Genomic DNA, 21,685 nt, shown 5'->3' with positions numbered 1-21,685 from the left:
CCATGCCGCTCGATCCGCTTACGCTCGCCGTGATCCAGGCCGGGCTGCAGCAGGTCTGCAACGAGATGGACATCGCCTTCACGCGCTCGGCGTTCTCGCCGGTGATCGCGGAAGCGGACGACCGGTCCTCCGGGCTCTACGACAAGGACACCGGGGCCCTGATCGCGCAGGGCGAGCTGGGCCTGCCCGTCTTCGTCGGGACGATGCAGCATTCCACGGCCGAGATCCTGCGGCTGGTGCGCGAGGGCAAGGCGGGCGCGCCGGAGCCGGGCGACGTCTACATCGTCAACGACCCCTATCTCGGCGGCACGCATCTGATGGACGTGCGCTTCGCCCGGCCCTTCTACCATCGCGGCGAGCTGTTCTGCTGGCTGCAGAACACAGGTCACTGGCCGGACGTCGGCGGCATGGTGCCGGGCGGCTTTTCCGCGCACGCCACCGAGGTGGAGCAGGAGGGGCTTCGCCTGCCGCCCGTGAAGCTGTTCAAGCGCGGCGTCATGGATGCGGAGATCTACGCCATCATTACCTCCAACATCCGGATCGCCGACCAGCGCATCGGCGACATTCGGGCCCAGGCGGCGGCGCTGGAGGTGGGCGAGCGCCGGCTGACGGAGCTCCTCGACCGCTACGGACGCGAGACGGTGGAAGGCGCCATCGGAGAGATCCGCGTGCGGGCCGCGCATTTCATGCGGGCGCAGATCGCCGCGATCCCCGACGGCACCTATCGCTCGGAAGCCTTCGTCGACAGCGACGGCGTGGTGAACGAGCCGCTGCGCATCGCGCTCGCCGTGGAGAAGAAGGGCGATGGCCTGCGCTTCGACTTCACCGGATCGTCTCCGCCCTGCCGGGGGCCGATGAACTCGGTGTGGGCGACGACCTGCTCGGCCGTCTACCTCGCCATGCGCCACATCTTCCCCGAGACGCCGCTCAACGCCGGGGCCTTCGACCCGCTCGACGTGGTGCGGCCGGAAGGGACGTTCCTCGATGCACGCTATCCCCGGCCGGTGTCCGGATGCGCGGCAGAGGTGTCACAGCGCATCGCGGAGGCGGTGTTCCTGGCACTGGTGCAGGCTCTGCCGGACAAGGTGACGGCTGCGCCGGCGGGATCGTCCGGAAACTTCGCATTGGGCGGCTCCGATCCGCGCCGCGGCACGGGCTACGTCATGTACCAGATCTCCGGCGGCGGCTATGGCGGCAATGCCGACCATGACGGGCTGACCAATGGCTGCTCGACCATCGGTATCTCCAAGACCGCGCCGGTCGAGGTGACCGAGCAGCTCTATCCCGTGCTCTTCCGGCGGTTCGGCCTGCGCGAGGGCTCCGGCGGGGCCGGCCGCCACCGCGGCGGCTTCGGCGTGCACTACGAGGTCGAGATCCTGCGGGGCGAGGCGGCGGGCTCCTTCGTCATGGACCATGGCCGCTTCGGGCCACCGGGTGTGCTGGGGGGGCTCGATGGCGCGCCGAACGTGGTGCGGATCCACCGGGGCGGCACGGTGACCGTGCCCGAGCACCTCTCCAAGGACCAGGGCATCCGCCTTCTGGCAGGAGACCGGGTCGAGGTGCTGACCCCCGGCGGCGGAGGCTACGGCCCGCCGGAAGAGCGCGATCCCGCCGCCGTCGCGCGCGATCTCGGGCGCGGTTACTACACACGGGAGCAGGTGATGGCTCTGTGGGGCCGGACCGGCGAGGAGGGTGGGAATGGCTGACTATCTCCGCCCGGCGACGCTCGACGAGGCCATCGCCATCCGCGCCTCCCGCGACGTCGAGGTGATGAGCGGCGGCACGGACGTCTATCCGGCCCGGGTCGCCAAGGCGTCCTGGGGAGCGCCGGTACGCCAGGACGTGCTGGACATCTCGGCCATCACGGAACTGGACGGGATCGATGTAACGGCCGGCGCGGTCCGCCTCGGCGCGCGGGCGACGTGGAGCCGGATCGCCGAATCAGGCCTGCCGCCCATGTTCGACGGTCTTCGTCATGCCGCCCGCACCATCGGGGGAGCGCAGGTGCAGAACAGGGGCACCGTCGCCGGAAATCTCTGTACGGCCTCCCCGGCCGGGGACGGGATCCCGAACCTGCTGGCGTTGGACGCCTCGGTGGAGCTTGCCGGGCCGGCGGGACGGCGCGTCCTGAGGCTGCCGGAGTTCCTGACGGGCTACCGGAGCACGGCGCTCCGCAGCGACGAACTCGTGACCGCGGTTGTCGTGCAGCTGCCGGCCGATGGGCTGGAGCAGCGCTCGGCCTTCCTGAAGCTCGGCGCGCGAAGCTATCTCGTCATCTCCATCGCCATGGCCGCGGGCGTGCTGCTCATCGGTCCGGACGGCCGCATCGTCTCGGCACGCCTGGCGGTCGGTGCCTGCTCGGCGGTGGCGCAGCGGTTGCCGGCGGTCGAGGCGGCGCTGGCGGGCGAACCCGCAGGACCCGGCCTCGCTCGCCTCGTCAGTCCCGCCATGCTGGATGCGCTTTCGCCCATCGACGACATCCGTGCCTCCGCCTCCTATCGCAGGGAGGCCGCGCTGGTGCTGGTGCGGGACCTCGTCGAACAGCTCGCCGCCCCGCCGCAGAGGAGGGCCGCCTGATGCTGGAGCGTCCCGAAGGCCGCGGCATCGCGCTAACCGTCAACTGCGAGCAGCTGACGGTCACAGCCGATCCCCTGGCGCCGCTGGCGGAGACCCTGCGCGACCGGCTGGGTCTCACCGGCACGAAGCTTGGCTGCAGCGCCGGGGACTGCGGCGCCTGCACCGTGCTGCTGGAGGGCGAGCAGGTCTGCGCCTGCCTCGTGCCCACCGCCCAGGCGGATGGGTGCCGGGTCGAGACCATCGAGGGCGAGGGGCCGGACGGGCTGACACGCCGCCTCGGCCGCGCCTTCCTCGACCATGGCGCTGCGCAGTGCGGCATCTGCACGCCCGGCATGATCATGGCGGCCGTCGACTGCCTCACGCGCCATGCCAGCCCGTCCCGGAGGGAAGTGGAAGCCGCGCTGGGGGGAGTGCTCTGCCGCTGCACCGGCTACGCGAAGATCATCGACGCGGTGCTCGCGGTCGCTGCAGGAGGCGGTGCGACCATTCCCGTGCCCGAGAGCGAGGGCGTGGGCGCGCGCATTCCGCGCCTCGACGGGTGGAAGAAGGTGACGGGTGCCGACGTTTTCGGCTCCGACGAGGCTCCCCACGATGCCCTGTGGATGCGCGTGGTGCGTTCGCCGCATGCGTCGGCGACCTTCACGGTGGGAGACCTTGAGGCCTTTCGCGCGAGCGTTCCCGGGCTCGCCGTGGTCCTGACGGCGCGGGACGTCCCGGGCGCCAACTCCTTCGGCATCTTCGCGCATCTCAAGGACCAGCCAGTCCTCGCCGACGGCCTCGTCCGTTACCGGGGCGAGGCCGTGCTCGCACTGGTCGGGGACAGGGCGGCCGTCGAAGCCGTGGCGGATGCCGACCTGCCGCTCGCCTGGACCGTGAAGACGCCGCTGTCCGGTGTGGCGCCTGCCCTCGCCGACGGTGCCGGACCGCTGCACCCGCACGCCCCGGACAACGTCCTGACCCGCGGCTTCCTGCGCCGTGGCGACGCGCGGGCCGGGCATGCCGCCGCGGCTGCGACGGCGCCGGGAGCGTTCGAGACCGGCTTCGTCGAGCACGCCTATATCGAGCCCGAGGCCGGCTACGCCGTGCCGGTGGGCGACCGGATCGAGGTCTCTGCCTGCACGCAGGCGCCCTACATGGATCTGGAAGACGTGGCGCGCGTGCTGGGAGTGGATGCGTCGAAGGTTCGCATCAGGCCGACGGCGTGCGGCGGCGGCTTTGGCGGCAAGCTCGACGTCTCGGTGCAGCCACTCCTCGCCGTCGCGGCGCGGGTGACGGGCCGGCCGGTCCGCATCGTCTATTCGCGCGCGGAATCGATGGCCTCGACCACCAAGCGCCATCCGGCTTCGATGCAGGCCCGCGCCTCCGCCGACGCGGCGGGAAGGCTCATCGCCTACAGCTTCGACGGGGACTTCAACACCGGCGCCTACGCGTCATGGGGGCCGACCGTCGCCAACCGCGTGCCGGTGCACTGCACCGGGCCCTACCGCGTGCCGAACGTCCTCGCCCGCACCCGCGCCGTCTACACCAACGACACGCCGGCGGGAGCCTTCCGCGGCTTCGGCGTGCCGCAGGCCGCCATCGCGCACGAGACGCTGATGGACGACCTCGCCGTCGGCCTCGGCATAGGCCGCTGGGACATCCGCCGCCTCAACGCCATCGGCCGGGGCGACGAAACCGCCACCGGCCAGCGGCTCGAGTCGGGCGGCCTGCCGCAATGCCTCGATGCGCTGAAGCCGGGCTGGGACGCCGCCAAGGCGCGCGTCGCCGCCTTCAACGCTGCCTCGGACGGGCGCCTGCGGCGCGGCGTCGGGGTCGCCTGCATGTGGTATGGCTGCGGCAACACCTCGATGTCGAACCCGTCCACCATGCGCATCACGCTGGACCGCGAAGGAAGGCTGGTCTTCCGTAACGGCGCGGTCGACATCGGCCAGGGCTCGACGACGGTCCTGACCCAGATCGCGGCGGAAACCCTCGGCATCCCCGCCTCCCGGTTCGAGCTCGTGGTCGGCGACACCGACCTGACGGCCGATGCCGGCAAGACCTCGGCGTCCAGACAGACCATCGTCTCCGGCAACGCCGCGCGGCTCGCCGCCAAGGCGCTTCGGGGGAGGATCACGGCCCTCGCCAATGCCGGCGAAGACGCCGCCATCCGCCTGGACGGTGCGACGCTGGTGGTCGGCGAAGGCGCCGGGGCCCGCACGGTGAAGCTGGCGGACCTGCCCGCCGACGCGGAGGGCATCGTCCTCGAGGGCATGGGCACCTGGGATCCGCCCACGACGGCGCTCGATGCCGACGGGCAGGGCATTCCCTACGTCTCCTATGGTTTCGCGGCGCAGATGGCGGAGGTCGAGGTCGACACGGCACTGGGCACGGTGAAGGTGGTCGCCATCGAAGCGGCGCACGACGTCGGCCGGGCCGTGAATCCGACGCTGGTCGAGGGCCAGATCCATGGCGGCATCGCGCAGGGGCTCGGGCTCGCCCTGATGGAGGAGTTCATCCCGGGCCGCACGGAGAACCTGCACGACTACCTGATCCCGACCACGGGCGACATTCCCCCCATAGCGATCCACCTCATCGAGGATCCCGAGCCGGAAGGCCCGTATGGCGCGAAGGGCGTGGGTGAGCCGGCGCTGATCGCCACCGCGCCGGCCATCTTCTCCGCCGTGCGGCATGCCTGCGGGGTGCGCGTGACGCGGGCACCCCTGATGCCGCACCGGCTCTGGGAGGCGCTTCGGGCCCGCGGTGACGAGGCGGGCCGATGAGCGCCGGGGATCTCTCCATCGCCGCCCGCTCCAGCCGCTTCGGCGCGGCGGAGGAGGACGGCATCGTGCGCTGCGATGCCTGCCCGGTGCTGTGCAGGATCCGGCCGGGCCGGCCCGGCGCCTGCGCCCGCTACGCCAACGAGAACGGCCATCTCGTGCGCACGGACCCGGTCCTGCTTCTGCACCGGGCCGTCGAGGACGGCGCGCCGGTGGTGGCGACCGACGCCGCCAACTGGGACGGATCGCTGATCGAGCCCTCGCGCACTTTCGTGACCGGAGTAGGGTCCGGCACGACCTATCCCGACTACAAGCCGGCACCCTTCATCGTCTCCAGCGAGCACGAGGGCGTGGACACCGTGACGGTCGTGACCGAGGGCATCTTCAGCTATTGCGGCGTCAAGGTGAAGATCGACACGGACCGGCATCTCGGTCCCGAGCAGGCGGTCGTCCGCTGCCAGGGCGAGCCGGTCGGGCATGTCACGACGGCGGAGTACGGCTCGCAGATGCTGTCGCTCGGCGGCGTCCGGCACCTCACCGGCGGCTCCAAGAAGGAGGGCGTCGTCACCTGCGAGACGCTGCTCGCTTTGTGCGCGGGCGAGCATGTGACCCTCGCCATCGATGGCGGCCACGAGGTTGCGGTTGCGGCCGGCAAGGCTCCCGTCGTCGACGGCAAGCCCGAGGAGCGCATGCGGGTGGGCTGCGGCTCGGCGACCGTGGGGATCTTCGCGAAGCAGTGGCTGGGGCATGTCGACGAGGTCATCGTCGTCGACGACCACATCACCGGCGTGCTCACCGAGCACCAGGCCGGGCGGGTGCTGGACATGCGCCCCGCCGGCCTCCGCGTGCGCGGGCGCAAGTCGACGCCTGGCCGCTATTTCCAGGTGGCGCAGCCGGGGCTCGGCTGGGGCGGGACGGACATCTCCGATCCCCTCTCGATCCTGCAGAAGATCGACCCGGCCGTGGCATGGCCCGGCCTGCGGCTGCTGTTCACGTCCACCACGGGGGAGGATGCGCTCTACTGCATTCTCGACGAGAACCTCGTCCCGGTGCCGGCTCCCATGCCTGCCGCCGTGGGGGCGGTGGTCGACCGCATCGCGGAGAACTGCGAGCCGTCGCTGGCGACCGTCATGTTCATGGCAGGGGCGGGCGGCTCGCTGCGGGCGGGCGTGACGCAGAACCCGGTGCTCCTCACCCGCGCGGTGCAAAAGGGCGAGGCGCGGATCACCATGGGCGGCGCGCCCGTCTATGTCTGGCCGGGGGGCGGCATCACGGTGATGGTGGACGTGACGCACATGCCGGGCCGATCCTTCGGCTCGGTGCCGACGCCCGCCCTGGTCGCTCCCATGGAGTTCACCCTGCCCCGCAGCCTCTACGAGACGGTGGGCGGGCACATGGGCGACGTCGTGCGGGTGGAAGACGTGATCGCCGCGCTCGCGGGCGAGGCGCGGATCGAGAACTGGCCCGGCGGGAACCCGTGGCCGTTCGATCGGAGGGGCGCATGAGCGGCAAGCCTGCGCGCAGGCGGGGAAAGCCGCCTGGAGAGGCCGCGGATGCCGCGGTGTATCGGCTGGAGGACCAGGCAGGCTATCTGCTGCGCCGGGCGCACCAGCGCTCCAGCGGCCACTTCGCCGCGGTCATGGGCCCGTTCGACGTCACGCCCACCCAGTTCGCCGCGCTGGCCAAGCTCGACGACGCCGGGCCCGTCTCGCAGAACGAGCTGGGCCGGCTCACTGCCATGGATCCCGCAACCGTGTGGGGCGTCGCGAGCCGCCTCGTGAAGCGCGGCCTGGTGCGCCAGTCAGTCTCGCCGGACGATGCCCGGCTCGTCATCGTCGACCTCACCCCGCAGGGACGGGAAGCGGTCCGGGCCATGAAGGCGGCCGCCGCAGAGGTCTCGGCGAGAACACTGGAGCCGCTGTCCCGCGAGGAAGCCGGTCTCTTTCTTTCACTCCTGCGCAGGCTGGGGTGACGGCGATGGAGGGCGCCACCATCCAGGTTCTCAAAGGCGGGCGCCTGCACCTCTCGCACGGGCCGATCGACGTGGTGCTCGCGGCAAGGGGCGCGCGCGGCGAGGTCGAGGCGGCCTGCCGGGCCGCTGCCGCGCGCTTTCCCGCCATACTCCCGGAGCTGTGCGCGGAACTGGGTAGCCTGCGGGGGCCGGTGGGGAATGCGGGTCCGCAACCTGCGTCTGCCGTGGGACGCAGGATGGCTGCTGCCGTGGCGCCGTTTGCGGGCGTCTTCATCACGCCCATGGCGGCGGTGGCGGGCGCGGTGGCCGACGAGTTGCTGGGCGTCATGCGCGGCGCGGCGGACCTCTCGGCTGCGTGGGTCAATGACGGCGGCGATATCGCCGTCTGGTGTGCGCCGGGCGAACTCCTGGAGATCGGCCTTGCCGGATGGGACGGGGGCGAGGGGGGTGAGCCGCTGCCCGCGCATCAGTCGGGGTGGCATGAGGCGGTCGAGCCGGAGCACCCCGCGGCGCTTCCAGCGCACGTCCGCGTCGGATCCGGCGACGGCATCGGCGGGATCGCCACCTCCGGTGCACGCGGGCGGTCGTTCTCGCTGGGCATCGCCGACGCGGTGACCGTGCTCGCCGCCAGTGCGGCTGCCGCCGATGCGGCGGCGACGATGATCGCCAACGCGGTCGACACGGATCACCCCGGCATCGCCCGCCAGCCCGCCTGCACGCTCGACCCCGACAGCGACTTGCGCGGCCTGCCGGTGACCGTCGCCGTCCCGCGCCTGCCGGCCATGGCCGTCGGGCAGGCACTTGCGCGCGGGCTCGCCCTCGCCGCCGACCTGCGCCGGGCCGGCCTGATCCTGGACGCAGCCCTCTCCCTGCAGGGCCGCCAGCTCGTCCTCGGCGACGGCTTCCGCCTCGCCCCGCCCCCGTCCCGCTCGGGCCGGGATATTGCCATCGCCGGAGCTGCCCCATGACCGTGTCCGTCCGCAAGATCGTCACCGGGGTGGAGGAGATCCACCATGATTTCGGCCCGAAGCTCGACACGCCGCTGCGCAAGGGCTGGGTCGCGGCCGTGATCGCCAACCCCTATGCCGGGCGCTACGAGCCCGACATCCTGCCGATGATGGATGCCCTGAAACCGCTCGGCCTCGTCTGTTCGCGCCGCCTCCTCGCGGCGCTGGGCGGCGAGACGGAGGCGATCGAGGCCTATGGCAAGGGATCGCTCGTCGGCGCCGACGGGGAGGTCGAGCATGGGGCGCTCTGGCACGTGCCGGGCGGCTACGCGATGCGCGAGATGCTGGGCAAGGCGCTCGCCATCGTGCCGTCCTCGGCCAAGGTCGGGCCGCTGGGCGCCTCGATCGACATTCCGCTGCATCACCGCAACGCCGCCTATGTCCGCAGCCACTTCGACGCGATCACGGTGACCGTTCCCGATGCGCCGCGCGCGGGCGAGCTCATGTTCGTGCTGGCCATGAGCACGGGATCCCGGCCGCATGCCCGCGTCGGCGGGCTGGCGGCGGGGGATATCTCCCTATGGGACGGCCAGAGGTGAAACGAAACGCGGCTGCACGCGGTGGGCGCTTTCCAAGCGGCCCGTGCTGCGCTCACATGAGAAGAAGCGGCTTGCACCCGCTGTGACGGGGTCGGAGAGGGGAGATCACGGGATGACGGACAGGACCAGGACGGGATTCAGCCGCCGCGGCGTGCTGAAGGGAATGGGCGCGGGCCTCGGCCTCGCCGGCGTGGCCGGCACCCTGCCGGGCCTGGGCGGCAGCGGGCGTGCACTGGCGGCCGAGCCGCTGAAGCTCGGCTTCCAGGTCCACCGCACCGGCATCGGCGCCGCCTACGGGCGCTGGTACGAGCGCACCACCGTGGCGGCGGTGAAGGCCATCAACGATGCCGGCGGCATCGGCGGTCGGCCCATCGAGATCATCGTCGAGGATGACGGCACGGACCCCAAGCGCGGCGCCGAGGTGGTGGAAAAGTTCGCCACCCAGCACAAGGTGGACCTCGTCTTCGGCACGCTCTTTTCGCATGTCGTGCTCGGCGCGGCACCGCGCGCGGGCGAGCTGAAAATGCCCTACTTCGTGGTGTCGGAGGGTTACCACGTCGCCTCGGGGAAGCTGAACCGCTACTGCTTCCAGCCCGGCATCACCGATGTGCGCCAGCAGGTCAGCTCGATGGCGCCGTGGATCTCGAAGAACCTCGGCAAGAAAGTCACGATGATCTACCCGGACTACGCGTTCGGCTACGACCACCGTGACTTCTTCTCGGAGGCAATCAAGAAGCAGGGCGGTGAGGTGGTGTCGCTGATCCCGGTGCCGCCGACCGACACGTCCTTCACCAAGTACTTCCCCAAGATCCCGTCCTCCACCGAGGTGCTCTATCACGTGATGGTCGGGCCGGGCGTGCTCACCTTCGTCAAGGAGCTCGGCGATTTCTACGGCTCGAAGCGCCCGCAGATCTTCGGCTTCATCGACAGCCTCGAGGCGGTCGACCTGAAGACGCCGAACCTCGAATTCCTCGACGGCACCTATTTCTGGGAAGCGTATCCGCGCTATGCCGGCGCGAGCCCGGCGGCGGCGGACACGAACTTCCGCAAGGCGGTCGGCGTCGACGCCACGGGTGCCTCGACGAGCGACGCGAAGGATATCTCCACCTACTCCCACATGTTCGGCTGCTGGGAGACGCTGTACTTCATCAAGCAGGCCATGGAGGCTTCCGGCTACAAGGGACCCGCCGACAAGGCGAAGTTCATCGAGGCCTGCGAGACGATCACGGCGCTGCCTGCCGGCAACGAGAGGCCGCAGGGCGCCAAGGTGTTCGACGGCAAGATGCACCAGGTCTTCGGCGTGCAGAACATCTCGAAGGTCAATGCCGGCAAGCTCGACGTGGTGCACACCACCTCGATCGACGACGGCAAGTACACGAACGACACCGACTACACCAAAATGCCTCTGTGAGCGCGCCGGCGGCCGTCCGCAGGGATGGCCGCCGCCTTCGCCGGACCCACGCCCTCCCGGATCGCGCTCGTTGGATTTCGGACCGCACCTCCTGCTCGCATTCCTCGAAGGCCTCGTCAGCGCGTCCGTGCTGGCGGTGACGGCGCTCGGGCTCTCCCTCGTCTTCGGGGTGATGCGGGTCGTCAACGTCGCCCATGGCGAGTTCTTCATGCTGGGCGCCGTGGTGGCCTGGGCGGTCGCGGCGCAGGTGTCCTCCAGCCCGGCCCTGGGCTTCGCGGCGGCGATGGTGGTCGCGCCGCTCGCGGCCGGTGCCGTCGCGCTGGCGGCGGACAGGATCGTGCTTCGCCGGCTCCACTACGAGCCCGAGGCGACCATCATCGCCACGATCGGCATGCTCTACGTCATCCAGCAGACCGTGCTGATGACCTTCGGCGCGGATGCCCGCGCGGTCGAGGCGCCGGTCAGCTTCCGCATCCGCTTCCCGTGGTTCGGTTATGCCGGCTACAAGCTCGTCGTGGTCGGCGTGGCGCTCGTCCTGCTCGCGGCGGCCTGGTTCGTCATCACGCGGACGCGCTGGGGCCTCGTCATGCGGGCCACCCAGTATGACCGCGAGACCGCGCAGGCCTTCGGCATCCGGGTCGGGCACGTCTACTCCGCAGTGTTCGCCATCGGCGCCATGCTCGCCGCGGTGGCCGCGGTGCTGATCGTGCCGATCCAGCAGGCGCACTACCTGATGGGGCTCGACCCGCTGCTCCTCTCCTTCATCGTCGTCATCATCGGCGGGCTGGGCTCGATCAAGGGGACGATGGTGGCCTCGCTGATCGTCGGCCTCTCCGACGGCATCATCTCGGTTTTCTCCTCGCCGACGCTGTCGAAGATCGTCACCACCCTCGCCGTTGCGCTGATCCTGGTCTTCCGCCCGCAGGGCCTCTTCGGGCAGAAGCCGCGGTGAGAGGGCCGGGAACCGGCCCCGTTGTGGCCGGCCATCTGGCCGTCGTTGCGCTCCTGTTCCTGCTGCAGTTCGTCGTGCCGGAGTACCACCAGCTCACGCTGACGCGCTGTATGGTGTTTGCCGTCTACGCCATCGGCTTCAACGTGCTCTTTGGCTATACGGGCCTGCTCAGTCTCGGCCACGCCATGTTCTTCGCCGCCGGGCTCTACGGCGCCGGGATGGCGGCCTACTACTTTGCCTTTCCCGTGCCGGCCGCCTTCGTCGCGGGATGCGCCTGCGGGCTGGTGCTCGGCGTCGCGGTGGCCTTCGTCGCCCTGCGCACGACGGGCGTGGCGTTCATGATCGTCACGCTCATGTTCGCGCAGGCATTTCATCTCTCGACGCTCTATTTCGGCGACTGGACGCGCGGCGACGAGGGGCTCGTCCTGCCGGAGGCCGCGCGCTCCTTCGGTGTCTGGGGCCTGCGCGTCAACCTCGTCGATCCCGCCGTTCGCTACGACCTGGCGGTCCTGCTGCTGCTCGTCGCGGTCGTCGCCGCGCTGGCGCTGGCCCGCGGTCCGCGTGGGCGCGTGCTCGTCGCCATCCGCGAGAACGAGGAGCGCACGCGCATGCTGGGCTTCGACACGCTGCGTGCCAAGCGCGAGGCTCTGGTCGTCTCGGCCGTTCTGTCGGCCGCCGCTGGCGCGGCCTACGCCCTGCTCTTCGCCTATGTCGGCTCCACCTTTGCCTCGATCCAGTACTCCATCTATCCGCTGCTCTGGACGCTGGTGGGCGGTGCGGGAACGGTGCTGGGACCGCTGCTCGGCACCATCCTGATGTTCTACGCGGTGGACGTGACCTCGGAATTCACGGCCGCCTACATGCTCGTGGTCGGCGTGGCGCTCATCGTCCTCGTGATGTTCTTCCCCAAGGGAGTGATGGGCGAGATCCGCAGGAGGTGGGCGCCATGGCTGCCGTGAGGCTGCTGGAGACGCGCGGGCTCAGCCGCGAGTTCGGCGGGTTGAAAGCGGTCGACACTGTCGACTTCGCGCTCGACGCCGGCGAGATCCGCGCCATCATCGGGCCGAACGGGGCCGGCAAGACGACTTTCGTCAGCCTGGTGTGCGGGCGCATCGAGCCGACGTCGGGGCGCATCGTCTTCGCCGGTGAGGACGTGACGGCGCTGCCGGCGCATGAACGGGTGGCTCGCGGCATCGCCTACACCTTCCAGATCACCTCCATCTATCCCGCCCACTCCGCCCAGGAGAATGTCGAGCTGGCCGTTCAATCGCGCCTCGCACGCGAGGGGAGCGCGCTCCGGGCGGCCAATATCGACCGCCTCTCCCGTGAGGCGCTGGAGCGCGTCGGCCTCGACAGCCGGTCCGGCCAGCGCGCGGGAACGCTGTCCTACGGGCACCAGCGGTTGCTGGAAGTGGCGATGGGGCTGGCGCTGCAGCCGCGGCTCCTGATCCTCGACGAGCCGACCCAGGGGCTTTCCGATGCGGAGATCGCCGGCTTCGTCGCCCTCGTACGGGACATCGCCGAAGACGCCACGGTGCTTCTCATCGAGCACAACATGGACGTGGTCATGGCGCTCGCCCACCGCATCACGGTGATGAACGCCGGGACCATCCTGGCCGAGGGCACGCCGGCCGCGATCCGCGCTGACGTGGCCGTCCAGCGCGCCTATCTGGGGTCGTGATGCTGAGCGTCGCCGACATCGTCTGCCACTACGGCGAGGCCCGCGTGCTCGACGGCGTGTCGTTCGCGCTCGGGCAGAGCGAGGTGCTGTGCATCCTCGGCCGGAACGGCGCGGGCAAGACGACGACGCTGAAGACCATCATGGGGCTGATGCGCCCCACCTCCGGGTCGGTGATGCTCGACGGCGAGGTCATCTCCGACCTTCCGGCGTCAGAGGTGGCGCGCCGGGGCATCGGATACGTCCCCCAGGGCAGGCGCCTCTTCGCCGACCTCACCGTGCGCGAGAACCTCGAGATCGGGCTGATGGCACGGGGCTCCGGGCAGGCCGCGCTGCAGAGGGTGCTGGAGCTCTTCCCCGTGCTGGGGGACAGGCTAAGCCAGCGCGCCGGCACCCTGTCGGGCGGCGAGCAGCAGATGCTCGCCATGGGGCGCGCGCTCTGCATCGAGCCGAAGGTGCTGCTGCTGGACGAGCCCACCGAAGGGCTGATGCCCTCGATGATTTCCCGCATCCGCGAGACGGTGAGGCTCCTGCGCTCCGAGGGTGTCTCCTCCATCCTGGTCGAGCAGCGCGTCGATGCCGTGCTGCCCGTGGCCGACCGGGTTATATTCATGGAGAACGGGCGGGCCACCCGCAGCTTTGCCGTCGCCGAACTGGAAGCCGACCCCGGCCTGCTGCACCGCTATGTCGGCGTCGGGCACTAGGGCGCGGGCCTCGGGCGTGACGGACGGTTCGCCCCCTTCGTCATCCCCGGCGCGCCGAAGGCGCAAGAAGGGGATCCAGCGCCTTTCCGGACGGGGAGGGTCAAGCCAACCTGAGCGCGCTTGCTTCAGGCTCCTGGTTCCCCTTCCCCTCCGGCGCCCCGCGGCTCCGGCCGGGGATGACAACGTCGGTCTGACCTGTGGCTTTGGCGCGGGGAGCCTTCTTCGCCGCAGTCGCTTGCTCGTTGTCGCCATTCTCGCACTGGTTCTCGCGCCTGCGACCGCCTTCGCCCATGGCAGCGAGCGTGGCTTCGTCATGCTGCTGCCGACCGGCCACTACCTGATCGGAGGCGCGCTGGTGGTGGCGGCAACCGTCCTGCTGATGGCGGCGCTGCCGGCCCGCGCGGCCGTCGCCTTCGCGTCGGCGCGGCTGGACCTGGGTACGGTTCGCCCGGCCGGGAGGACCGTGCCGAGCCTGCTCTCCTTTGCGTTTCTGGCCATGCTGCTGGCAGCCGGGTTCTGGGGCAGCCGCGACCCGCTCGCCAATCCGCTCCCCATCGTCATCTGGACGCTCTGGTGGACCGGGCTCACGCTGACGCAGGCCCTGACGGGCGACCTGTGGCCCTGGCTCAATCCGTGGACCGGCCCGGTGCGGGTCGTGGCCGCCCTGACCGGCGGTAGGTTGGGCGAGCGTCCGCTGGCGAGGCTTTCCGGGGTTTTAGGCTGCGCGCCGGCGATGCTCGCCTTCCTGGGCTTTGCCTGGCTGCAGCTCGTCCACCCCGCACCCGACGACCCCGAGGTGCTGGCGCGGGCCGTGCTGGCCTACTGGTCGGCCACGTTCGTTCTCTGCCTCGTTTTCGGAGAGCAGGAATGGCGCGAGCGCGGCGACCCCTTCACCGTGTTCTTCGCGGCCGTCGGCCTGCTCTCGCCGCTGCGGCGCGACATGCAGGGCGGCCGCTCGCGGCTGTCACTGGTCTGGCCCGGGGCCCAGCTGGCCGGTGCTCCGCCGCCGGGGCTCTTCCGCGGCTACCTGCTGCTCGCCGCGCTGGCCATGGTGTCGTTCGATGCGCTGGCGCAGACCTTCGCCTGGATGGCGGTGGGCAGCGTCAACCCGCTCGAATATCCCGGCCGCAGCGCGATGGTCGTCCAGAACACGCTGGGGCTCGTCGCGGCGCTTCTCCTGCTGCCGCTCGCCTATGCGGCCGGGATATGGATCGGCTGGCGGGCCGCGGCGCGGCCGGGGCTTCTCTCACGCGCGCTCGGCGCCTATGTGCTGTCGCTGGTCCCCATCGCCGTGGGGCTGCACCTCGCCCACTTCCTGCCGGCGATCCTCGTCGAGGGCCAGTACGCCGCAAAGGTCGCCTCGGACCCGTTCGGCCGGGGGCTCGACCTGTTCGGCACGGCGGATTTGCATGTCACGACCTCGTTCCTGACGACCTATTCCGGCGCGGCGCTGATCTGGAACATTCAGACCGCGGCGGTGGTGCTGGGCCATGTCCTGGCCGTGGTCGTCGCGCATGCGGTGGCGTTGCGCGAGATCGGAGATCCGCTGCGTGCCCGCCTCTTCGAAGTGTCCCTGGGGGTCCTGATGATCGGCTACACCGTGCTCGGCCTTTGGCTGCTGTCGACGCCCGTCGTCGGCTGAGCCTCAGGGCCTGGGCGCCTGCGGACCGATGGCCATGCGGATGCGCTCCGCCACGAGCGGGTAGAACGGATTGGCGGAGATGCGCAGCAGCGTGTCGAGGCCGACCACGAGCACGCCCCGCTCGCCGCGGGCCTCGACAGAGCCCAGCCTGACGCCGAAGCTCTCCGCCGCCGTCGGCCGCAGACCATAGAGAGCGTCGTCCTCCGGGAAGGGCAGGGCGATATGCGAGAGCGAGTAGACGTCGGCAGGATAGGTCGCGGACAGGGGCACGACCTGCTCCTGCGTTCCGCCCGCCTCGACGATCCGTGCGACGACGTCGCTGGTGTCGGCTGACGCGTTTGTCACGAGGACGCTGCGGAAGTTGCGCGGGGCCGGAGGCAGCAGCGTTTCCGCCTTGGCCCCGGCCGACGCGCGGATCAGCGGTGCCACTCTGGCGGCGCGGTTGACGTCGAACAACACCAGCTCGCTGCCGTTCGGGGGAAGCCGCTCGTAGAGCGCGCGCACGATGGCCGGCGTGCTCACGGTGGAATCCATCACCGACTGGAAGGTGAGGATGGGCGGCAGCTCGCCGAGCCTGGCGTCCCGGGCGCGCGCGAGCAGCCGCTCCTGCAGGGCGCTCGACACCAGGTAGGACTGGCGGGCCGCGTTGACGGGAAAGGAGTTGTATTTGAACGGGTTGTACTCCGGCACGATGTCCAGCCACGCGGCCTTGGCGAAGCGCGGCAGGATGGCCGGCAGGCCGGCAAGACCGGCGAAGCGCGCCAGGCTCGTCACCCCCACCATGGGCGAGAACAGGATGACCTTGTCGGGCCGCGCGAGCGCCGGCGTCTCCAGCGCGTCCAGCGTGTAGGTCATCGCCAGCGCGCCGCCGTTGGAATAGCCGACCACATGAAGCGGCACGTCCGGCCCCGCTCGCCGGCGTGCCTCGCGCACGGCGAGGCGGACGGCGGCCATCCAGTCCGCCGCCGTGGCGTCCGTCAGCCCGCCGGGCGTCGTACCGTGACCGGGGATCCTGGGCACGACGGCGACGAACCCGGCATCCCGGTACACTCCGGCGACGTGCCGCATGCTGTAAGGCGAGTCGGTGAGGCCGTGCAGGAGGACGACGGCGCCCCTGGGCCGGCCTTCCGGCTCGATGATGAAGGAGCGGTTCCAGTCCTGCGGGAAGGTGAAGGGGTCGATCGGGCCTCCCTGCGTGTAGCGGCTCGCAGGGATACGGTCCTCGGGTTCGATCTTTCCGGCCAAAGTGGCCCGCATGTCGGCGAGCAGCGCGTCCTCGTGCTTCGTCCAGGCCTCCCAGTCCGCGGCGTCGATCTCCGCAGGCGACATCTCGTCGCCGACATAGAGGTGCCAGGGCTGCAGGGGCGGGCCGAGCTCGCTCTGCACGGCGCGCACGGCGAAGACGGTGCAGAGGACGACTGCAACCAGGATCGCCAGCCTTTTCGCCCAGCGCTGCAGCACGGTCATGATGCGTCGCCCCGGCCTCCGGCGCGTCAAGCGCAGCCTGCGCCTTTCTATGCGCTTCGCCTGCACGCCGGAAGGGCGTCCAACATCGACCACAGCCTGCACGCGCTCTTGCGTGCCGGCGTGGCGCCGCGTTGCAACTCGTAAACCATCGTATTTGACCCATGTGGGCCGTAACGGAATCGAAGAACTTGTCCTGCATGTTCCACGATTGTCAGCAGAATTGCTATTCTTTCGATTTGATCCGGGGACTTCAGGCTCATGACGAAAACCGCTTCAGCGCCACGACTCACCGTAGGCATGAAGATCACTGCGATACTCGCGATCGTGGCGGTTCCCTTTGCCCTGATGACGTGGCTCTATCTGTCCCAGGTCGCAAAGGACATCGCGTTCGCGGAGAAGGAAATCGTCGGAGCACACTACGCACAGGAGTTGTGGACCGGCTATGTTTCCCGTGATCAGGCGGTTGCTCTGAAAGCCGTTGAAAAGGCGCGGGGCGCCTACGCCGATCTCGACACCGAGATGGGCAGCAAGGAGGCGGTCGACGCCCTGCTGGCCATCGTTGGCAAGGGCAGTTCTGCTGAGGTCTCGGCGGCCGCCCAGGCGGCCATCGGCAAGGTGTCAGACGGTTCGAACCTGACCCTCGATCCCGACCTCGACTCCTACTACGCGATGGACGTCGCCATTTTCCGCCTGCCAGAGGCCTACGCTGCGCTGAAGTCCGCGCACGAAGCGGCGGGGGCCGTCGCCGAGAAACCTGCCGACGCAGCCGCCATGCGGGCCTTCGTCGAAGCCACGACACGCCTTCGCATCGGACGGGGCAACGCGGCAAGTTCGCTGGCCTTGTCCATGGACAACAATCCCGAGGGCAGCGTGCGCAAGGTTCTCGGCGAGCCCGCAGCGGCCCTGGAGGCGTCCGGCAAGGCGTCGAGCAGCGCAGTGGAGACCCTTCTCTCCGCGGCTCCCGAAGCGGCTCCCGCAGCCGCGAAGGCTGCTCAGGCGGCGTTCGCGGCCGAATGGGCTGCGGTCGAGCAGATCTGGCCGAAGACCAATTCCGAACTTCTGCGCCTCCTTGCCGCCCGCATCGACGGCTTCGATAATCAGCGCATGCTGCGCATGGGCATCGTTGCGGGTTGCCTCGCGCTGGCCGGGCTCGTTCTGTTCCTCGTCATCCGCTCCATCCGCCGGCCGCTGGCCGGCGTGCTCTCCAGCATCGCCCGCTTTCAGGAGGGCGACTTCTCCACCCCCGTGGAGGGCGCGGAACTGAACAACGAGTTCGGGGAGATCGCCAGAGCCCTCAAGCGCCTGCAGGTGATGACGGGCCAGAACGCCTTGACGACCGCCGGCCTGAACGGGTCCGGCACCATGCTGATGATCACGGACCAGGAGGAGCGCATCCTGTTCCTGAGCGACCGGCTGGTCACCCTCTTCATGGAACTGGAGCCGCATTTCCGTGCCACGAAGGAGAACTTCTCGATCAAGGACATGCAGGGAGAGCACACCGACTACTATGTGCAGAACGCGAACCTGAAGCGCGAAGTGATCTCCGACAATGGCCGGCGCCGCCGTATCCGCTACGAGGTCGGCGGGCATGTCATCGACGTCGACATGAACGCCGTCATCGACGAGCACGGCCAGCATGTCGGCAACGCACTGGTGTGGACCGACATCACGCAGGAACTCGCCGCCGAGCGCGAGATCGCGGAGATCGTGCAGGGAGCCGCAAAGGGCGACTTCTCGCGCCGCGTCGACATGGCGGGCAAGACGAGCACGGCCCGCGAGATCGCGCAGGGGCTCAACTCCGTCGCCGACCTCGTCGTCAACGCGGTCGACGACTTCGGCGCCTCGCTCGCTGCCATTGCGGCCGGGGACCTGACGCGTCCCGTGACGGGCGAGTATCACGGCCTCTTCGGACGGCTGAAGTCCAGCATCGACGAGACCATCGAGCGCCTGTCGGAAACGATCGCAGTGATCCAGCAGACGGCTTCCGACGTCTCGACTGCGTCTGCCGAAATCCGCGCCGGTGCCGAAGATCTCGCCGCGCGCACGGAGACCCAGGCCGCAAGCCTGGAGGAGAACGCCGCGACGACCGAGGAACTCGCTGCGTCCGTGAAGTCCAGCGCCTATGCCGCCCAGCAGGCGGCAGGCCTCGCCGATCAAGCGAAGACGGGAGCCACGGACGGAGGGCGCATCGTCGGCGCTGCCGTCGAGGCGATCGGGCGCATCGATGCGGTATCTCGCCGCATCGCCGACATTACGACCGTCATCGAGGACATCGCCTTCCAGACGAACCTGCTCGCCCTCAACGCGGCCGTCGAAGCGGCCCGGGCGGGCGATGCCGGCAAGGGCTTCGCGGTCGTGGCCTCGGAAGTGCGCACGCTTGCACAGCGCTCCAGCGAGGCGGCGCGCGGCATCGCCAAGCTGATCACCGAGTCGGTCGACGAAGTCTCCTCGGGCGTGCGGCTCGGCAAGGAAGCCGGCGAGGCGTTGCAGCGCATCCTCCAGACTTCGTCATCCGTGGCCAGCACAATCGCTGAAATCTCCTCGGCGACAGCCGAGCAGGCTGCCGGCATCGACGAGATCAGTCAGGCCGTCTCGCAGCTCGATGGCGCGACCCAGCAAAACGCCGCGCAGGCGGAGCAAAGCGCGGCCTCCGCCACGATGCTCTCTCAGCAGATCAAGAGCCTGGAGGATCTCGTCAGCAGCTTCCGCGTCCGCGACGACCGCGACGTGGTCAGGCAGGCACTGCGCCGGGCGAGCTAGGACGCGACTTTCAGAGAAAGCAGAGTCGCGCCCGGGAGTTGCAACCGCAAGGACCTTGATCCTATTAACGGATTAATATCAATATTGTGTTAATATTGATGCGCCTCTAAGGTCGCCGCCACATCATGATCGGAGTGGCGTCGTGTCCCTGTTTTCAGCCCGGCCGTGGGCCGCACTGGCCGTCGCGGCCGTTCTCGCGTTGGGGCTCTCCCCGGCGCGTGCCGCGGATCTTCCCGCAGCCTCGCATCAGCGACACTGGACTTCACCGGAAGCACCGCGCAGCGCGGTCAGGCCCTATGATCTGGGCAGTGGCCGGGTCGTCCCGGCTCCTCAAGCGACCACGACGAAGGACAGGAAGCGCGTTGCTCGCGGCTGTGGCTACCCCCAGGGCCAGGCCGGCCAGGCCATGCGCTGGAACGGCCGCAATTGTGTCCCCGTGAGACATGCCCGGGCCAAGACGGTTCGCCGCGAGGTGGCCAGCACGGGCGCATTCACCCCGAGCGGGTCGCGGCGGCTGGTGCTGTGCCGCGAGATGTCCGGGCGCGAGCGCGTGCGCTGGTTCCGGCATCGCTGCCCCTCCGGGACGGTCGCCGAGAACCGCGACCGCCAGACGGGAGGCATCGGTGGGAGGAAGCCGGTCCTCGTCCTCTGCCGAGAAGCCGGCGGCACTGGCGGGGTGCGCTGGTATCGCTACCGCTGTCCGGCCGGGACCGTGGCCGAAACACGGGACCGGACGACGGGCGGGACGCCCAACCGCGTGACCGTGAACACGCCGGCCGGTGTGGGCGGCGGAAGTAACTTCCCTCCCCCGTCCGGTCCCGGCAGGCCGAACAACCCTCCGGGTAACGACACTGGCGGCGGCACGCCTCCGGGCGGGGGCAATCCCCCTGGGGGCGGCAACGGGGGCGGCGGCACGCCTCCAGGCGGCGGCAATGGCGGCGGTAATCCTCCAGGAGGCGACAACGGCGGCACGCCTCCCGGCGGAGGCGGCAATGGCGGGGGTAATCCTCCGGGTGGCGGGAACGGTGGCGGCACACCCCCGGGTGGGGGCGGCAATGGCGGGGGTAACCCTCCGGGCGGCGGGAGCGGGGGCGGCACGCCTCCGGGCGGCGGCGACAATGGCGGCGGCCAGCCTCCAGGCGGCGGTCATGGAGGAGGTACACCTCCAGGAGGCGGCCATGGCGGCGGCACGCCTCCAGGGGGTGGCGGCTCAGGCGGGGGCGGTCACGGCGGAGGAGGTCACGGAGGCGGTGGTCCCGGTGGCGGCTCAGACGGAGGCGGCCACGGAGGCGGCGGCGGTGGCCATGGCGGCGGCAGCCCGGGTGGGGGATCCTCCGGTGGCTGCGGCTGCGGGGGCTGAACAAGTCGCGCGAGCCTGCTAGGAAGATGCGACCGCTCGCACCGGCCTCACCGGTGCGGTGGCCTCGTGTCTTCCTCTCGCTTCCAGAGCCCTACTATGCCGGATTCCCTCTTTTCCCTCGCCGGGCGGACCGCTGTCGTGACGGGGGCAGCGAGCGGTATCGGACTGGCGGCCGCGCGAACCCTCGCCGGCGCCGGAGCGCGCGTCGTCCTCCTCGACCGCGCAGTGGCTGCACTCCCGGATGACCTCGTCGGCATGGGGCATCTCGCGGTCCAGGCCGATGTGTCCGACGAGCAGAGCCTCGAGGCCGCCTTTGCCGAGGCGAGCGCCAGCGCGCCTGGCATCGACATCCTCGTCAACAGCGCGGGAACGGCGATCAGGCGTCCGGCCGTCGACGTCTCGCTGGCGGACTGGGAGAAGGTCGTCGCCGTCAACATGACCGGCACCTTCCTGGCCAGCCGGATCGCGGCACGCGGGATGATCGCGCGCGGCGGCGGCGCCATCGTCAACGTGTCCTCGATCATGGGATTTTCCGGCGGCGGGCTCTACCCCAACATCTCCTACCAGACGACCAAGGGGGCGATCGTCAACATGACGCGGGCGCTGGCAGTCGAATGGGCGCCGCACGGCATCCGCGTCAACGCGGTTGCGCCGACCTATGTACGTACGCCCTTCATCGCGCCGCTGCTCGCCGACCCCGATCTCGTGGCGCGGATCGAGGCGATGACGCCGCTGCGGCGCCTGGCCGACCCGGAGGACGTAGCGGCCGCCATTCTCTTCCTGGCATCACCGGGCGCAGCCATGGTGACCGGGCACACGCTGCCCGTCGACGGCGGCTTCCTCGCCCAGTAGGACGG

Annotated in this window: 17 protein-coding genes; 16 read left to right on the top strand and 1 reads right to left on the bottom strand. The window is 70.1% G+C overall.

The window, feature by feature from the left end; genetic code table 11:
- Positions 1-2 precede the first annotated feature (2 nt).
- The 13 genes from AC5JCN_RS16265 to AC5JCN_RS16205 all read left to right on the top strand — a co-directional run bounded on the left by AC5JCN_RS16265 (position 3) and on the right by AC5JCN_RS16205 (position 15,241).
- Positions 3-1,706 (top strand): hydantoinase B/oxoprolinase family protein, encoded by a 1,704-nt coding sequence (locus tag AC5JCN_RS16265; protein WP_495757662.1) that lies wholly within the window; start codon positions 3-5, stop codon positions 1,704-1,706.
- On the top strand, positions 1,699-2,577 hold the full coding sequence (locus tag AC5JCN_RS16260; protein WP_495756129.1) for an FAD binding domain-containing protein: 879 nt from the start codon (positions 1,699-1,701) through the stop codon (positions 2,575-2,577). Before AC5JCN_RS16265 ends, AC5JCN_RS16260 begins: the two co-directional genes overlap by 8 nt.
- Positions 2,577-5,339 carry a molybdopterin-dependent oxidoreductase gene (locus AC5JCN_RS16255; RefSeq protein ID WP_495756128.1) on the top strand — a complete coding sequence of 921 codons (2,763 nt, stop codon included), beginning with the start codon at positions 2,577-2,579 and terminating at the stop codon, positions 5,337-5,339. Before AC5JCN_RS16260 ends, AC5JCN_RS16255 begins: the two co-directional genes overlap by 1 nt.
- Positions 5,336-6,841, top strand: coding sequence for a 6-hydroxynicotinate reductase (locus AC5JCN_RS16250; protein ID WP_495756127.1), 1,506 nt, complete (start codon positions 5,336-5,338; stop codon positions 6,839-6,841). Before AC5JCN_RS16255 ends, AC5JCN_RS16250 begins: the two co-directional genes overlap by 4 nt.
- The gene (locus tag AC5JCN_RS16245) at positions 6,838-7,308 is read left to right on the top strand and encodes a MarR family winged helix-turn-helix transcriptional regulator (RefSeq protein ID WP_495756126.1); all 471 of its coding nucleotides are present in this window, start codon (positions 6,838-6,840) and stop codon (positions 7,306-7,308) included. The genes AC5JCN_RS16250 and AC5JCN_RS16245 overlap by 4 nt, the downstream gene beginning before the upstream one ends.
- Positions 7,309-7,313: 5 nt before the next feature.
- Positions 7,314-8,276 (top strand): UPF0280 family protein, encoded by a 963-nt coding sequence (locus AC5JCN_RS16240; RefSeq protein ID WP_495756125.1) that lies wholly within the window; start codon positions 7,314-7,316, stop codon positions 8,274-8,276.
- A complete protein-coding gene (locus AC5JCN_RS16235; protein WP_495756124.1) occupies positions 8,273-8,854 on the top strand; it encodes an amino acid synthesis family protein in 582 nt (193 codons plus the stop codon). Before AC5JCN_RS16240 ends, AC5JCN_RS16235 begins: the two co-directional genes overlap by 4 nt.
- A 112-nt stretch (positions 8,855-8,966) precedes the next feature.
- A complete protein-coding gene (locus AC5JCN_RS16230; RefSeq protein ID WP_495756123.1) occupies positions 8,967-10,265 on the top strand; it encodes an ABC transporter substrate-binding protein in 1,299 nt (432 codons plus the stop codon).
- A gap of 70 nt (positions 10,266-10,335) precedes the next feature.
- Positions 10,336-11,217 carry a branched-chain amino acid ABC transporter permease gene (locus tag AC5JCN_RS16225; RefSeq protein WP_495756122.1) on the top strand — a complete coding sequence of 294 codons (882 nt, stop codon included), beginning with the start codon at positions 10,336-10,338 and terminating at the stop codon, positions 11,215-11,217.
- A 23-nt stretch (positions 11,218-11,240) separates the two neighbouring features.
- A complete protein-coding gene (locus AC5JCN_RS16220) occupies positions 11,241-12,176 on the top strand; it encodes a branched-chain amino acid ABC transporter permease (RefSeq protein ID WP_495756121.1) in 936 nt (311 codons plus the stop codon).
- On the top strand, positions 12,164-12,898 hold the full coding sequence (locus AC5JCN_RS16215) for an ABC transporter ATP-binding protein (RefSeq protein WP_495756120.1): 735 nt from the start codon (positions 12,164-12,166) through the stop codon (positions 12,896-12,898). The genes AC5JCN_RS16220 and AC5JCN_RS16215 overlap by 13 nt, the downstream gene beginning before the upstream one ends.
- Positions 12,898-13,599 carry an ABC transporter ATP-binding protein gene (locus AC5JCN_RS16210; RefSeq protein WP_495756119.1) on the top strand — a complete coding sequence of 234 codons (702 nt, stop codon included), beginning with the start codon at positions 12,898-12,900 and terminating at the stop codon, positions 13,597-13,599. Before AC5JCN_RS16215 ends, AC5JCN_RS16210 begins: the two co-directional genes overlap by 1 nt.
- Before the next feature lie 235 nt (positions 13,600-13,834).
- Positions 13,835-15,241: a hypothetical protein gene (locus tag AC5JCN_RS16205; protein ID WP_495756118.1), complete on the top strand. Its 1,407-nt coding sequence runs from the start codon at positions 13,835-13,837 to the stop codon at positions 15,239-15,241.
- A gap of 3 nt (positions 15,242-15,244) precedes the next feature.
- Here the strand turns inward: AC5JCN_RS16205 and AC5JCN_RS16200 are convergent, their stop codons facing one another.
- Positions 15,245-16,708, bottom strand: a complete 1,464-nt coding sequence (locus AC5JCN_RS16200; protein WP_495756117.1) for an alpha/beta hydrolase — start codon at positions 16,706-16,708, stop codon at positions 15,245-15,247.
- A gap of 297 nt (positions 16,709-17,005) precedes the next feature.
- Between AC5JCN_RS16200 and AC5JCN_RS16195 the strand changes: the two genes are divergently transcribed.
- The 3 genes from AC5JCN_RS16195 (at position 17,006) to AC5JCN_RS16185 (ending at position 21,680) form a co-directional block, all read left to right on the top strand.
- Positions 17,006-19,468 carry a methyl-accepting chemotaxis protein gene (locus AC5JCN_RS16195; protein WP_495756116.1) on the top strand — a complete coding sequence of 821 codons (2,463 nt, stop codon included), beginning with the start codon at positions 17,006-17,008 and terminating at the stop codon, positions 19,466-19,468.
- Between the two features lie 992 nt (positions 19,469-20,460).
- Positions 20,461-20,850 (top strand): hypothetical protein, encoded by a 390-nt coding sequence (locus AC5JCN_RS16190; protein ID WP_495756115.1) that lies wholly within the window; start codon positions 20,461-20,463, stop codon positions 20,848-20,850.
- A gap of 74 nt (positions 20,851-20,924) precedes the next feature.
- A complete protein-coding gene (locus tag AC5JCN_RS16185) occupies positions 20,925-21,680 on the top strand; it encodes an SDR family NAD(P)-dependent oxidoreductase (RefSeq protein WP_495756114.1) in 756 nt (251 codons plus the stop codon).
- Positions 21,681-21,685: the final 5 nt, after the last annotated feature.

The organism is Alsobacter sp., assembly GCF_059501845.1.
This window is presented reverse-complemented; position numbering and strand designations above follow the sequence as displayed.

Coding starts and splice junctions, on each gene's coding strand:
- AC5JCN_RS16215 (WP_495756120.1), top strand. CDS start 12,164: ATGGCTGCCGTGAGGCTGCTGGAGACGCGCGGGCTCAGCCGCGAGTTC.
- AC5JCN_RS16255 (WP_495756128.1), top strand. CDS start 2,577: ATGCTGGAGCGTCCCGAAGGCCGCGGCATCGCGCTAACCGTCAACTGC.
- AC5JCN_RS16210 (WP_495756119.1), top strand. CDS start 12,898: ATGCTGAGCGTCGCCGACATCGTCTGCCACTACGGCGAGGCCCGCGTG.
- AC5JCN_RS16190 (WP_495756115.1), top strand. CDS start 20,461: ATGGCGGGGGTAATCCTCCGGGTGGCGGGAACGGTGGCGGCACACCCC.
- AC5JCN_RS16265 (WP_495757662.1), top strand. CDS start 3: ATGCCGCTCGATCCGCTTACGCTCGCCGTGATCCAGGCCGGGCTGCAG.
- AC5JCN_RS16195 (WP_495756116.1), top strand. CDS start 17,006: ATGAAGATCACTGCGATACTCGCGATCGTGGCGGTTCCCTTTGCCCTG.
- AC5JCN_RS16260 (WP_495756129.1), top strand. CDS start 1,699: ATGGCTGACTATCTCCGCCCGGCGACGCTCGACGAGGCCATCGCCATC.
- AC5JCN_RS16185 (WP_495756114.1), top strand. CDS start 20,925: ATGCCGGATTCCCTCTTTTCCCTCGCCGGGCGGACCGCTGTCGTGACG.
- AC5JCN_RS16200 (WP_495756117.1), bottom strand. CDS start 16,708: ATGACCGTGCTGCAGCGCTGGGCGAAAAGGCTGGCGATCCTGGTTGCA.
- AC5JCN_RS16240 (WP_495756125.1), top strand. CDS start 7,314: ATGGAGGGCGCCACCATCCAGGTTCTCAAAGGCGGGCGCCTGCACCTC.
- AC5JCN_RS16245 (WP_495756126.1), top strand. CDS start 6,838: ATGAGCGGCAAGCCTGCGCGCAGGCGGGGAAAGCCGCCTGGAGAGGCC.
- AC5JCN_RS16235 (WP_495756124.1), top strand. CDS start 8,273: ATGACCGTGTCCGTCCGCAAGATCGTCACCGGGGTGGAGGAGATCCAC.
- AC5JCN_RS16250 (WP_495756127.1), top strand. CDS start 5,336: ATGAGCGCCGGGGATCTCTCCATCGCCGCCCGCTCCAGCCGCTTCGGC.
- AC5JCN_RS16230 (WP_495756123.1), top strand. CDS start 8,967: ATGACGGACAGGACCAGGACGGGATTCAGCCGCCGCGGCGTGCTGAAG.